Origin of the sequence: Corallococcus terminator, assembly GCF_003611635.1 — a bacterium.
Classification (GTDB): domain Bacteria; phylum Myxococcota; class Myxococcia; order Myxococcales; family Myxococcaceae; genus Corallococcus; species Corallococcus terminator.
The window spans coordinates 1-12,885 of record NZ_RAVZ01000292.1; the positions used below are offsets into that span (position 1 = coordinate 1).

The window sequence follows — 12,885 nt, forward strand, 5'->3', positions numbered from 1 at the left end:
CCCCCACCCCGCTGCGCATCGAGCCCGTCTCCGTGCCGGGGTTCGGCTTCGAATTGAAGGACGTGTCCCCCGCCTCCCGCGAGGGCCCCGCGAAGGGTTCCTCCGGGGCGCTGGCGCCGCTGCTGGGCGCGGGCGAGGTGTGGCTCGCGCTGCCCGGGCGACCGCAGGCGTGGCGTGCCCAGGGGCCTCCGTTCCTCACCGTACTGGAGCTGTCCCGCCAGGCGGTGGAGCTGGCGCGCGCCGTGGAGATGGGCGAGGCCCGCTTCGAGTTCGAGCCTGCGGGCGTGCGCCCCACGCTGACGCTGGACCTGAAGGGGCAACGGGCGAAGTCAGGCCCCACCGGCACCTGGTTCCCACTGGAGCCTGCCGCGCTGCTGTCCGCGCTCTTCCAGTTGGGCGAGGCGCTGGGGCTGGCCTTCGCGGAGGCCCACCGCGTCCAGGTCTCCAACCCCTACCTCGTCGAGCTGACGGAGCGCTGCCGTGAGGGCCTGTCGCACCTGAGGGGCGCCAAGAAGCCTCCCGAAGCGCAGGGCGAAGCACGCGAGCGCAAGAGCGCGCCTGCTCGCGGCGAGTCCCGGCCGCTGAAGGTCCCGGGGCGGCTTCGGCGCCTGCGCTTCGAGAAGCTGTGGGAGCAGCGCGGGCTGGAGGAGCCGGAAGAGGCGCGGCTGCTCGTGGGCCGGCATGGGCCGGTGTACTGCGCGCCGGGCCTTGCGTGCGCGTTCTCACGCAAGGACGGCGCGGAGCTTTGGCGGAGGTCCGCGTCCCTGGGCGTGGCGGCGTCCGCGGATGGCCATGCGGTGGCGGCGGATGGGGCGCGCGTGTTCGGCTTCACCGGCCGGGGCTCGGGCGCGCGCTGGCTGCATGACCATGACGGCATCCCGCTGGGGCCCCTGCTCCTGCGTCAGGACGGGCTGCTGCTGACCTTGTCCGAGGACCGCACCGCGGTGGCCTTCGCGGAGGCCACGGGCCGCGAGGTGTGGCGCCTGGCCCCGCCGCGCACGCAGCGCGGATGGCTGGCCACGCAGGGCCACCGGGCGCTCCTGTCCACGGACTCGGGCTACCTCTATGGCCTGGACCTGGAGGATGGGCAGGTGCGCTACCGGCTGCGCTCGCCCATGCCCTTCCATGGCCCTCCAGTGGCGTGGGGCAAGCGGTTCCTGGCGGTCCTGGGACGCGGCTCGCACTGGGCGCTGCTACTGTCGGATGCGCACACCGGCGAAGCGCTGTGGACGCACGAGCCGGACCTCACCCTGCCCTCGCCGCCACTGCCCATGGGCCAGCGCGTGTTCCTCGCGGGCATGCGCGACGAGGACGGGCTGCTGGTGTGCCTGGATTCGCGCGGGCGCAAGGTCTGGGAGCGCGCGCTGCACCTGGGCCCGGGGCCCTATGCGCTGGCGCCGCTGCCTCGCGCGGTGGTGGTGACGAGCGCGTCCGGGGCCGCCGCCCGCGTGTCGCTGTCCGGACAGGTGGACTGGCGCGTGGGGGCCGCGGGGGAGCCACTCATCGCGGCGCTGCCGGCGCGCACCGCCCGGGACGTGACGCTGGTGGCGGGCGAGGTGGTGCGCGCGGTGGATCCTCGCGGCGGACAGGTGCTCGCGGAGGTGCGCGCGGGGGTGGGGCTGGTCGCGCTCCAGGCCGACGTGCGCCTCAACCTGTACTTCCTGGACGACGCCGGCACGCTGTCCGCGTACCGGCTGGGGTCCCACTTCGCCGTCGTCGAGTAACGACGGCGAAGGGCTCACGACTCCGGAGCCGAAGGGCTACCCGCCCGACTCCGGAACCGAAGGGCTACCCGCCCGACTCCGGAACCGAAGGGCTACCCGCCCTTCTTGGCGGAGGCCTTGGCCGGGTCGATCTCCTCCTCCGGCCGCTCCTCCTGCGTGGCGCCTTCCCACGTCTCGTTGGCGCCCAGCTTCCACTCCGACGGCACGTCCATCTTCCACAGGTAGGTGGAGTTGGCCTGACCACCGGACGCCGCGTGCGAGCCGACGTTGATGGTCATCTCCAGCTTCGACACGTCCGAGGGCAGCAGGTCCAGGTCGTAGTGGCCCAGCACCATCTGCGGGGGGAACTCGGCGATGAGGCGCTCGGGGTAGTCGATCTTCATCGACGGATCCGCGCCGCGCATCTCGCCCAGCAGCTTGCCCTTCGCGTCGGTGAGCTTCCACATCGTGTCGAACGAGGCGCTGGTGACCATCTTCTTCACCTTGCCCTCGTCCTTCTCCACGCGCTGCGCGCCCCAGAGCGCCAGTTGCAGGCGGATCTGCGGCTTGCCCATCACCATCACGACGTCGGAGCTGATGATGTCCAGGCGCATGCCCTTGTCGCTCGCGGTCCACACCGGGCGGTATTTGCCCTCGCGCAGGCTGTCGAACTGCTTGCGCGCGTACTCGTAGAACGCCTTGCGGTCCCCCGCGCGAGCGTCCTTCTTCTCGCCGGCGGACGACTCCCGCTTCTCCAGTTCCTGGAGGTAGTTGTCGAACTTCGTGTTGCCCTCGAAGCGCGTCAGGTGCGCGTCGATGTCCTCGAAGTACGTCTTGAAGAAGGGCTTGAGCTCATCCCGGTAGGAGGCCTCGTCGGGGTTGGTGCGCATCCAGCCCACGCGCTCCAGATAGACGGACTGGATCCGGCGGAAGTCGGCATCCCGCTCCGCCTCCTTCGTCCGTGCGGCGGAAGTGCGGTAGCTCGTCACCGCGGCGACAATCACCAAGGCGATGAGAACAATGAATCCGAAGTAGCGCTTCACGCGTCAGGCTCCTGTGCGTTCGGGCAGGCAATGATATGAGCCTGCATCATCGTGCTCCACGCCGGGGGAATCCAATCGTTCACCGTTCCCCTTCCACTCGAGGAAGGGGAGCTGCTGGGGAACCCCCAGATTGCCTGGCAGGCCTACGGAAAACCGTCGGATGGCAAAGCGGTGGTGGTGCTGCACGACCTGTCTCATTCTCATCAAGCGCTGGGCACCGGTCCGGACGCTCCGTATCAGCCCTTCGGCTGGGGCCATGAGCTGATCGGTCCCGGCAAGGCGTTGGATCCGGAGGTGACGCCAGTGCTGGTGCCCAACCTGCTGGGCAGCCCGTTCGGATCCACGTCGCCCATCACCGTGGAACCGAACTCCGGCGCGCTCTGGGGCAAGGCGCTGCCGCCGCTCACCGTGCTGGACATGGCGCGGGGCGTGTCCGCGTTCCTGCGCGCCCAGGAGCTGACGCACGTGCGGGCCCTGGTGGGCGTGGGCCTGGGCGGAGTCGTCGCGCTGCGGCTGGCGGCGCTGTTCCCGGATCTGGTGGACAGCGTGGTGGTGCTGGGCGCGGCGCGAGCCCTGCCAGAGGGGCTGCGCGAGAAGATGGGCCTCACGTCACAGGTGCTGCGCATGGCGCCCGACACCGAGGACACCCCTCCGCTTCGCGAGCGCGTTCCCAACAAGACGCTGTCTCGGCTGCGGATGGACTACCTGCGGCTGCTGTACGGACGCGACCACCTGGGCTCCGCGTATCCGGACAGCGCCACGGCGCAGGCGGCCCTGGAGGCGGAGGCCGCGTCGTTCGCGGAGACGTTTGATCCGACAGCGTGGTCGCTGCTGTGCTCGGCTTACGCGGGCTGCGACCTGACGGACACGTTCGCGCAGATCCGCGCGCGGGTGCTGCTGCTCACCGGCTCCACGGACGCGCTGGCGCCGGCGGGCCGCGTGCGCGACACGTACCACCAGTTGACGGCGGCGGGCGTGCAGGCGCGCTTCGTGGAGCTGCAGGGGCCGGGCGATCACGGCACCCTGCTGTCGGACGCGCACCGGCTGCGAGGGCCGGTGCAGGACTTCCTTCGCTGGCGCTGAGGGCCTAGCGCGCCAGGTGCTGCGGGGCGACGAGCCGGGCCCGGAGCGCGCCCACGAGCATCCCGATGGCGATGTCGTTGTTGCCGCCGTGCGGGATGATGATGTCCGCGTGGTGCTTGGACGGCTCCACGAAGCCCATGTGCATGGGGCGCACGTGGCGCAGGTACTGGCCCACCACGTGGTCGAAGTCGCGGCCGCGGTCCTTGATGTCGCGCGTGAGGCGACGAAGGATGCGCAGGTCGTCGTCCGCGTCGACGTAGATCTTCACGTCCATCTCGTCGCGGACCTCCTTCATGTGCAGCACGAGAATGCCCTCGATGAGGATGATGTCCCCGGGGTCCACGCGGTGCGTGTGCGGCTGGCGGCCGGACGTGACGAAGTCGTAGACGGGCTTCTGGATGGCCTGCCCCGCCTTCAGGGCACGCAGGTGGCTGACCAGCAGCTCGATGTCGAACGCGTCGGGGTGGTCGAAGTTCACCTCCCGCCGGTCCGCCAGGGACATGTCCTTCAGGTCCCGGTAGTACGAGTCCTGATCAATGAAGGCGACCCGGCAGTCGGCGAGGGCCTCACGCACCTTGCGAGCCACCGTTGTCTTACCGGATGCGGTGCCGCCCGCGATGCCAACGACGAGGGGTGACGACATGCGGCGGGCAGTACCCCACCAGACAGGTGGGCGCAAGGATCCGTTGACCCTCCGACATCCCGCCCGCCTTATGCCCGCCTCAAGAGCCCGCGCGCCTGCCCTTCCGCGAACGCCCCCGGAGGCACGTCCCCCACCGGAAGCGGGCCGTCTCCCAGCGCCCACAGCCCCTCCGCCACCCCTGGCGGCAGCGTCACGACCTCGAAGCCCTGCGCCCTGCGGCGGATGGCGAAGCGCCACGGCCCCGGGCCTGGTCGGGCTGCCACCTGCGCCAGGGCTTCCAGGCCGGACAGCTCCATCGCGCCACACGCCCACGCACGGCCGGTGAGGTGCCGCCGTAATGCGCGTGTGGCGAACACCAACTCCGTGAGGTCCGCCGGGAAGGAGCCCAGGCGGACGTCCTCGGCCAGGGCCACCTGCCCGGGCGCCGGGGCTGGCGGCGTCTGGAGGAAGGCGTGCGGCAGCATCATCTCCAGCGACAGCGCTGCGGCGAATCCGTCCGACTGGGAGGCCATCGCGCGCTTGCGGGCCCAGGACGCGAACGCGTGCGACAACGACTTGCCCAGCCCGTCGAAGAGCGCCCGGTACTCGCGTGAGCGGGTGAAGGACTCCAGCCCCTCCGGCGTGGCCGCGAGCAGCAGGCGCGTCAGGGGCCAGTCCTTGTCCAGTTGCTCCGCCACCACCGCGAGCCGGAAGTCCCGGTCCGCGCGCGTGCCCTCCGGATCCTCATCCTCCGTGGCGGGCGTGACGCCGTGGCCCGCGTCGAACAGCGCCCACGGCCGGCTCTCCCCAGTGAGCGCGGGCACGGGCTCGCGCGACGCGGGGATTTCGAGCGGCGGTCGGGCTTCCTTCGGAACCAGGGCGCGCAGACGGCGCAGCGAGGCGAGCGCCACCTCCGGCGGGTGACCGTCACCCTCGAAGGTGACGGCGCGCAGGCGCTTGCAGCGGGGAAGCACCTCGGCAAGGAGTTCGAACAGCTCCTCGCGCACGGGCTGCGTGTGGTCATCCACGTAGAAGGACCGGGGCCCCCGACGCGTCACCACCCCGCCCGCCAGGTGGATCTCCACGACCTGATCCAACGGGAAGCCGTCCAACCCCGTGCGCAACGGCAGGCCCGCGGAGAGCTGGTGGCTGAAGAGGTGGCCCAGGTCCAGCAGCAGCGGCAGGCCCGTGCGCGCGTGCAGCTTCGCCATGAAGTCCAGCGCGTGCATCCCGCCGCGCGTGGCGAGCACCGCGGGGTTCTCCACCACCAGCGGGACGCTCAGACCCGCCTGGATGTGCAGCGCGTGCGCCGCGCAGTCCCGCAGGCCCGCTTCGCTGAACGGAGGCGTCACATAGAGATAGCCCGGGAAGGGCTGGCCGCCCGCGTGCCACCAGCCGACGTCGTTGCCCACCCACGGACTGCCCACGGCCTTCGCGTGCGCGTCCAACTGGGCGAGCGCGGACGCGGGCTCCAGCTCCGGCCCGTAGAGGTTCAGGTGCACCGGGTGGAAGAGCACCGGCACGTCCGCGCGCCGTCGCCACATCTCCGGGAAGAGCGTGGCCTGGGCCCTCGCCTCCTCCAACGCGATGGGCGCGCTGTACTCCACGAAGTCGAAGAGCCCGGGGGCAGTGTCGAGCAACCGGTACGGATGCGGCACGTCCGAAGCGCTCAGGTTGCTGCTCAGTCCCAGCCCCATCCAGGGCAGCGTCCACGATTCCGGTGCAGGGCGCGTCATGGGCACACCCTAACCAGCCCGGGCCCCACGTGGCGCTAGCGTTCTGGCGGGACCTGCTCCACCCGGGTGTCCTGGGGGGACAGCAGCCGCCCGTCCGCCGCACGCACCTCCAGCGGTTTCAACGGCAGGCCGTGCGCCTTGTCCCGCAGCTCCGTGCGCGCCTCGCCCTCCTGGAAGCAGTGCTCCCGGCCCCACTCGCCCAGGGCGACCAGGATGGGAAAGAGGCTGTGCCCCTTCGCCGTCAGCACGTACTCCTGCCAGGCGCTGCCATCCGACGCGGGCTGGACCTCCAGGATGCCGTGCGCCACCAGGTGGCGAAGGCGCTGCGACAGGATGTTCTTCGCCACGCCCAGGCTCTTCTGGAACTCGCCAAACCGGCGCAGCCCCAACTGCGCGTCACGAACAATCAGCATCGACCACCAGTCGCCGATGACGTCCAGCGACCGGGCCACCGGGCACGCCACCCCCTCCATGCTCGTCCGCTTCATCCTCGCCTCCTTCCGGCACCCGGCCGGGCCCCGTTCCCCAGAGGGGACGTGCTTCTGGTTGCATAACGAAACCACCGCGTTTAGTCATTCCTCGTTCGGTTTCATCATGAAACCAAATGAACCGGAGGCACTCGGATGAGGCTCAAGGGCAAGACGGCGCTGATCACGGGCGGCAACAGCGGCATCGGGCTGGCGACGGCGCGGCTGTTCGTGGCGGAGGGGGCTCGCGTCGCCATCACCGGGCGCAACCGGGAGACGCTGGACGCGGTGGCGAAGGAGCTGGGCGCGAACGTGCTGGCGGTCCAGGCGGACGCCACGGATCCGGCGGCGCTGGAGCGCGCAGTGGCGGCGACGGTGGAGCGCTTCGGAGGCCTGGACATCGTGTTCGCGAACGCGGGCATCGCGGGGATGACACCCGTGGGCAAGACGTCGCATGAGACCTTCGAGTCCATCCTCGGGACCAACGTCACGGGCGTCTTCTTCACGGTGCAAGCGGCGGCGCCGCACTTGAAGTCCGGCGCGTCCATCATCCTCACGAGCTCGGTGCATAGCGAGCTGGGGATGCCGGGGTACTCGGCGTACGCGGCGAGCAAGGGCGCGCTGAAGGCGATGGCGAGCGTGTGGGCGTCGGAGTTCGCACCCCTGGGCATCCGGGTCAACGTCGTGTCCCCCGGCGCGACGCGCACGCCCATCTGGGATGCGCAGGCGCCCAACCCGGAGGCGTACGCGCAGTTGGACAAGGCGCTCTCGTCCACCATTCCCCTGGGCCGCATGGGTGAGCCGGAGGAGATCGCCAGGACGGTGCTGTTCCTCGCCTCGGACGACGCATCGTACGTGCATGGGCAGGACATCTTCGTCGACGGTGGCATCAACGGCGCACCGGCGGGCCTGCCCATGCTTCGCGCCTCCAGGTAGGGCCGGGTCCCCGCGCCGCGCGGCTCTCGTCAGGCCCCGGACATCGAGGAGCAAGGCCGCTCTACTGCGTGGGGTTTCACGGCGCGGTCCCGGGCACGATGCCGGGGCCGCTTCACCCTCCACGAAGGAAAGCCCCTCATGACCTCCTCCCTCAAACCCACCGCGGTCGTCGTGGGCGTCGGCGCCGAACAGGGCCTGGGTGCCGCGCTCTGCCGGAAGTTCGCCTCTCAGGGACACCATGTCCTCGTCGCCGGACGCACGCAGGCGAAGCTGTCGCGGGTGGTGGACGCGCTCGTCGCCGCTGGCGGCAGCGGCGAGGCGGTCGTCACGGATGCGACGAAGGAAGCGGACGTCGTGCGGCTGCTCGACCGGGCCATGGCGCCGGGCAACGGCTTCGCGCCTGCGGACCTGGTCGTGTTCAACGCCGGCAACAACCGCCACATCCCCTTCCTGGATGTGGACGCCGCGCTGTTCGAGGAGTTCTGGCGGGTGGGCTGCTTCGGCGGGTTCCTCGTCGGACGCGAAGCGGCCCGGAGGTTGGTGCCGCTGGGTCGGGGCACGGTGCTCTTCACCGGAGCCTCCGCCAGCCTGCGCGGCAAGGCGGGCTTCGCGCAGTTCGCCGCCGCCAAGGCCGGCCTGCGGATGATCTCCCAGAGCATGGCGCGCGAGTTCGGCCCCCAGGGCCTGCACGTCGCCCATGTGCTCATCGACGGTGGCATCAATGGCGAACGGGTGCGCACGCTCGCGCCGGAGCGGGTGAAGGCACTGGGGGAGGATGGGATGCTCGACATCGACGCCATCGCGGAGACGTACTGGCAACTGCACCGTCAGCACCGCTCCGCGTGGACGCAGGAAGTGGACCTGCGCCCCTTCAAGGAGTCGTTCTAGCGCCGGGGGCCGGACAGCTCGCGCCCTGCCCCACCGGACTCAGGACTTCGACTGCCGTGCGGCCTCGCGCGCGGCTTCGAGCGTGTCATCCACCGCGGACTCCACCGCGTCGCTCACCAGCTCCGGCGCGGACCTGCGCCAGCGCTCGAGCGACGCTTCATGCATCGCCTCCGGATCCTGGAGCCGCGCGTCCGTCTCCGGCGCGACCTCCGCGATGCAGTCCGGGCACACGCCCTCCAGCGCCCGCGACCACACCTCCAGGTGCGTGGTGATGAGCACGCCCTCCATCGCCAGGGCCTCGCGCAGCCCGCGCTGGCCCGCGCCGCGCATCTGCGTGCCGTGCACCCGGTCCAACATCGTCCGCATCCACGAAGCCACCGCCTCGGGTCGGGGACACGTCTGCCTGCCACATACCCGGCACGTCGTCTGCCAGGGCTGGCCTTCCAATGGGTTCATCGCGTCACGCTCCTCGCTGCCCCGATCCTGTTCCGCTTTAGCAAGGCCCCTGCCCTCACGCACGTAGACGTGAGGCGCGGAGAATGCGGAGAATCCCTCCCCCCGTTCCCCTCCCGAGGTGGCCCTTGTCCCGAGCCGAGATCGACGAATCGCACGCGCAGTTCCGTGGAGCCTGGAGGCTGTTCGCGCTGGGCTTGCCCGGGGGCGAGGTGGTGGAGCGGGCGGACGTGTTCATCACCGCGGGACACGTGGCGTGGTCGCTGATGAACATGGCCTTCCTCCCGAAACCCGCGGAGACACAAGCCGACCTGGAGCGCGCCGTGGACTCGGCCGCGCGCTACTACGCGCAGGGGCCGCATGGCTGGGCCTTCACGCTGACGCCCGACTGGCTTTCGCCCGCGCTGCGCCCCCAGGCGGACGCGGTGCTCGCCTCGCGCGGACTCAAGCCCGGCATGTTCATGACAGGCATGGTGGCGGACCGTCTGCTCGCGCCGGTGCGACCGCCGCCGACGCTCGACCTGCGACCGGTGCGGGATGAATGGGGCCACAACGCGATGGCCGACGTGAATGCCGCCTGCTACGACATGCCGCAGGCGAGCGGACGGGAGGCCCTGGCGGCGCCGGGCATCTACGGACCGGAGTGCCGGGCCTTCGTCGGTTGCCACGACGGGGTCGCGGGAACCACCACCGCCGCGCTGCGCGTGGACGGAGTCATCTACATCGCGCTCGTGGCCACCCTGGCCCAGCACCGCCGCCAGGGCACCGCGGAAGCCGTGCTGCGCCATGCCCACACGGAGGCGAAGAAGGCGTGGGGCCTGGAGCGCACGGTGCTGCATGCCACCCCCGCTGGCGCCCCCATCTACCGGCGCATGGGCTACCGCGACGTGACGGGCTTCGTGTCCTACTTCGCCCCGCCGAAGGGCGCCTGAGCCCCCGGGTGGAAGTCGCCGTGGGACCGTGGGGCCGCCGAAGCAGCTCCCCCACCAGGGGAGCAGTGCGTGCCGGCCCCACAGCGGCGCCAGCCCAAGCGTCCTGAAGCGAACGGCGCGCCATCCCGAAGTCGGGGGCCGGGGGTTGGAAGCCGGAGGCGAGTGCCTAACCTGGAGCACCACCCCACCCCCACACCCTGGACCTCTTCCGTGGCGATCCCCACTCGCAACGACGTCCGCCCCCCTGTGTTCTCGCTCCGCGCGCTTCCCGCGCTCCTGGCAGCGGCCCTTCTCTTCTCCACGGCCTCCGCGCGCGCGCAGTCCGCGCCCACGCCCCTGGAGGACAACCGCACCATCACGCTGGGCTACATCGACATCGCGTATGAGCTGGGCGGCATCATCGATCCCACCCTGCAACCCGGTGGCACCAGCAACGCACGTCCGAACTGGTTCACCTTCGCGCCGCATGCCTCGCAGGCCGGTGGCAAGGGCATGTACAGCGCGGCGCTCGCGCGCAACTTCATCGCCGCGGCGCGGCTGCAGCCCTCGCTGTCACTCACGAACGCGTTGGACCGGCTGGGGCTGAGCGGCGTGCTGCGAGGCCAGCTCCAGGACCTGTCCCTCCAGCTCATCGCGCAGGGCCTCTCCACCGACGCGGCCGCCGCGCTGAGCGTGATGACGAGCGCGCTCAACGTCGGGGCGCTCGCGGATGTGCGCACCCTGCTCGCCACCGCGTCGCGCCTGGGCGCGCTGTACGCGAGCGCACCGGGCCTGTCTCCGCTCGACAAGACGGAGGTCATCGTCGTCACGCTGGAGCGCACGCTGCACGAGGGCAACCTCGCCATCTTCAACGACATCGGCGGTTCGGCGCGCCTCTACCTGGACTGGCGCGCCGCGGCCACGGGCCCCATCACCCCCGCGCGCGTGCTTGCTGAATTCACCCTCGTGGGCGCCTTCAACACGGAGGCGCAGACGGCGTACACCTACGCGCTCGCGCACGCGGAGGACAGCCCGCGCCCCAACCGCATGGACCTCATCTTCCCCGGCCTGCACTGGAAGAGCCTGCTGGTGGCCGCGTTCGCCGTCTACGAAGAGGCCCGGCTCGCGCCCACGCCCGCGCGGCGCGACGCGCTCATCGCCATGGGCACCAACTTCGTCGCGTGGCGCGAACAGCTCGACCAGGCCCAGCCCGTCTTCACGCCCGCGGGCTCCCCCACCGACGAGGTGTCCCGCGCGGGGGTGCTCCAGGCACTGACGCCGCTCTTGATGACGGACTTCGGCACGGTGCGCTGGAAGTACGCGGACTACGCCTATGCCCAGCCGGACCGCGACGGCAACCCGCTCACCTCCCCTCCTTCCGAGTACAGTTGGGCGGACTTCCTGGATCGCTGGAACGGCATCCTCTTCGCGTTCGACGCCTCCTATGCCCGGCCCTCGGAGTTGTGGGTCATGCCGGAACCCCTCACGGATCCGCTGGGCTGACAGACAGTCGCGCGACCTGCCCGGGCTTGCTTGACGGGCCCGGGGGGCGTGCGGGAGCGTGTGTTCCTGATGAGTCCCCTGCCCGGTGGTCCGTTTGAACCCGCCCGCCATGCCTCCGCGGACGACCCTTCTGCCTCGGGCACGGGCGCCTTGAAGGATCCCACGCAGCTTCCGCTTCCGGCCGACGAGGCCAGCATGTCCGCGCAGACCCGCTTGCAGGTCCTGCGGGAGATGATGGCCGAGGCGTTCCTGGCGCTCGACGCGCAGGGGAACATCCATGAGCTGAACCACCGCGCCGCGTCCCTGCTGGGCCTGCCGCATGGCCGCTGCGAGGGGCTGACGCCGTGGGCCGCGCAACCGGCGCTGGCCGGGACGCCCCTGCACGAGCGTCTGCTGGACGCGCTCACCACGCGCGAGCCGGCGCGGTTCCTGTCGGAATTGCCGTCCGGGGTCTGGCTGGAGGTGTCGGTGCGCCCCGTGGGGGGCGAGATGTGGGTGCTGGCCACGGACATCACCCGCCGGCAGCGCGCGGAGAACGACGCCGCGCGCACCGACGAGCGCTTCCGGCAGTTGGGCGAGCGCTTCCAGGTGGCCCTGGAATCCGCGCAGATGGCCGTCTGGGAGACGAACCTCGTCACCGGGCAGGTGTTCCGCTCGGAGGGCCACGACCGCCTGTACGGGTATCCGCAGCCCCTGGCCGAGTGGACGCACGAGCAGTTCCTCGCGTCGCTGCACCCGGACGACCGGCCCGCGGTGGAAGCGCAGGTGTCGTCCATCTTCCACAACGACGTGCTGTCGTACTCCTCCACGTTCCGCACGCACTGGCCGGATGATTCGTGGCACTGGCTCAACAGCCGGGCGCGCGTCATCCGCGACGCGAACGGCCGCGTGATGGTGGTGCGCGGCGCCATCCTGGACATCACGGCGCTCAAGGAGACGGAGGAAGCGCTGCACGAAGCGGTGCGCACGCGCGATGACTTCCTGTCGCTGGCGAGCCACGAATTGCGCACGCCGCTCACGTCGCTGCGCCTCCAGATGGATCTGGTGCGCCGACTGGCGCAGGTGTCCCCCAACGAGCCCCTGGGGTCCGCGAAGGTGACGGCGCGGCTGGAGTCGTCGGACCGGCAGTTGAAGCGGCTGGGCGCGCTGCTGGACAACCTGCTGGACGTCAGCCGGATCCGCACCGGCAAGCTGGACTTCGAGCTGACCCACGGAGACCTGGCGACGGTGGTGGAGGACCTGGCCGCGCGCTTCGCGGACGAGGCGAAGCAGGCCGGCGTCGAACTGGAAGCCCGCGTGGACGGGCCGGCCCCGTGCCGGTTCGACCGCCTGCGCATGGAGCAGGTGGTGAGCAACCTCATCGCCAATGCCCTGCGCTACGGCCGGGGCACGCCGGTGCACGTGTGGCTGCGCCAGCAGGGCGGCGAGCTGCGGCTGACGGTGCGGGACCACGGCCCGGGAGTTCCCCTTGCCGAGCGCGAGCGCATCTTCCAGCGCTTCGCCCAGGCCCAGGGCTCCGCGCGCACGGGCGGGCTGGGGC

The 12,885-nt window shown here is 71.1% G+C and carries 12 protein-coding genes; 7 read left to right on the forward strand and 5 right to left on the reverse strand.

Annotated features, from left to right (window positions below):
- Nucleotides 1-1,724: outer membrane protein assembly factor BamB family protein (locus tag D7V88_RS31480; protein WP_244238494.1), on the forward strand; the 1,724-nt coding region annotated here is incomplete at its 5' end.
- 92 nt (nt 1,725-1,816) lie between these two features.
- Here D7V88_RS31480 and D7V88_RS31485 read toward each other — a convergent pair.
- Nucleotides 1,817-2,746, reverse strand: coding sequence for a hypothetical protein (locus tag D7V88_RS31485; RefSeq protein ID WP_120544318.1), 930 nt, complete (start codon nt 2,744-2,746; stop codon nt 1,817-1,819).
- A 51-nt stretch (nt 2,747-2,797) separates the two neighbouring features.
- On the opposite strand from D7V88_RS31485, the gene D7V88_RS31490 reads away from it, so the two are divergent.
- Nucleotides 2,798-3,829 (forward strand): alpha/beta fold hydrolase, encoded by a 1,032-nt coding sequence (locus D7V88_RS31490; protein WP_120544319.1) that lies wholly within the window; start codon nt 2,798-2,800, stop codon nt 3,827-3,829.
- A 4-nt stretch (nt 3,830-3,833) separates the two neighbouring features.
- Here D7V88_RS31490 and udk read toward each other — a convergent pair whose 3' ends face one another.
- The 3 genes from udk to D7V88_RS31505 all read right to left on the reverse strand — a co-directional run bounded on the left by udk (nt 3,834) and on the right by D7V88_RS31505 (nt 6,675).
- On the reverse strand, nt 3,834-4,472 hold the full coding sequence (udk, locus tag D7V88_RS31495) for a uridine kinase (protein ID WP_120534103.1): 639 nt from the start codon (nt 4,470-4,472) through the stop codon (nt 3,834-3,836).
- Nucleotides 4,473-4,540: 68 nt separating this feature from the next.
- Nucleotides 4,541-6,187 (reverse strand): MbnB/TglH/ChrH family RiPP precursor modification enzyme, encoded by a 1,647-nt coding sequence (locus tag D7V88_RS31500; RefSeq protein ID WP_120544320.1) that lies wholly within the window; start codon nt 6,185-6,187, stop codon nt 4,541-4,543.
- A 35-nt stretch (nt 6,188-6,222) separates the two neighbouring features.
- On the reverse strand, nt 6,223-6,675 hold the full coding sequence (locus tag D7V88_RS31505; RefSeq protein ID WP_120544321.1) for a winged helix-turn-helix transcriptional regulator: 453 nt from the start codon (nt 6,673-6,675) through the stop codon (nt 6,223-6,225).
- Between the two features lie 135 nt (nt 6,676-6,810).
- Between D7V88_RS31505 and D7V88_RS31510 the strand changes: the two genes are divergently transcribed.
- Both D7V88_RS31510 and D7V88_RS31515 read left to right on the forward strand, forming a co-directional pair.
- Nucleotides 6,811-7,590 (forward strand): SDR family NAD(P)-dependent oxidoreductase, encoded by a 780-nt coding sequence (locus tag D7V88_RS31510; protein ID WP_120544322.1) that lies wholly within the window; start codon nt 6,811-6,813, stop codon nt 7,588-7,590.
- Between the two features lie 138 nt (nt 7,591-7,728).
- Nucleotides 7,729-8,478, forward strand: a complete 750-nt coding sequence (locus tag D7V88_RS31515) for an SDR family NAD(P)-dependent oxidoreductase (protein ID WP_120544323.1) — start codon at nt 7,729-7,731, stop codon at nt 8,476-8,478.
- Nucleotides 8,479-8,517: 39 nt separating this feature from the next.
- On the opposite strand, the gene D7V88_RS31520 is transcribed toward D7V88_RS31515, so the two are convergent.
- Nucleotides 8,518-8,934: a hypothetical protein gene (locus D7V88_RS31520; RefSeq protein ID WP_147448940.1), complete on the reverse strand. Its 417-nt coding sequence runs from the start codon at nt 8,932-8,934 to the stop codon at nt 8,518-8,520.
- Nucleotides 8,935-9,059: 125 nt separating this feature from the next.
- Between D7V88_RS31520 and D7V88_RS31525 the strand changes: the two genes are divergently transcribed.
- From D7V88_RS31525 to D7V88_RS31535, 3 genes are all read left to right on the forward strand, one after another.
- Nucleotides 9,060-9,863, forward strand: a complete 804-nt coding sequence (locus D7V88_RS31525) for a GNAT family N-acetyltransferase (protein ID WP_244238495.1) — start codon at nt 9,060-9,062, stop codon at nt 9,861-9,863.
- A 210-nt stretch (nt 9,864-10,073) separates the two neighbouring features.
- Nucleotides 10,074-11,345: a hypothetical protein gene (locus D7V88_RS31530; protein WP_244238496.1), complete on the forward strand. Its 1,272-nt coding sequence runs from the start codon at nt 10,074-10,076 to the stop codon at nt 11,343-11,345.
- A 69-nt stretch (nt 11,346-11,414) separates the two neighbouring features.
- The coding region (locus tag D7V88_RS31535) for a sensor histidine kinase (protein WP_244238497.1) at nt 11,415-12,885 on the forward strand (1,471 nt) is incomplete at its 3' end.

Bases quoted from the DNA above. Each gene is read 5' to 3' on its own strand.
- udk (WP_120534103.1), bottom strand. From the start codon at position 4,472: ATGTCGTCACCCCTCGTCGTTGGCATCGCGGGCGGCACCGCATCCGGT.
- D7V88_RS31500 (WP_120544320.1), bottom strand. From the start codon at position 6,187: ATGACGCGCCCTGCACCGGAATCGTGGACGCTGCCCTGGATGGGGCTG.
- D7V88_RS31505 (WP_120544321.1), bottom strand. From the start codon at position 6,675: ATGAAGCGGACGAGCATGGAGGGGGTGGCGTGCCCGGTGGCCCGGTCG.
- D7V88_RS31510 (WP_120544322.1), top strand. From the start codon at position 6,811: ATGAGGCTCAAGGGCAAGACGGCGCTGATCACGGGCGGCAACAGCGGC.
- D7V88_RS31515 (WP_120544323.1), top strand. From the start codon at position 7,729: ATGACCTCCTCCCTCAAACCCACCGCGGTCGTCGTGGGCGTCGGCGCC.
- D7V88_RS31520 (WP_147448940.1), bottom strand. From the start codon at position 8,934: ATGAACCCATTGGAAGGCCAGCCCTGGCAGACGACGTGCCGGGTATGT.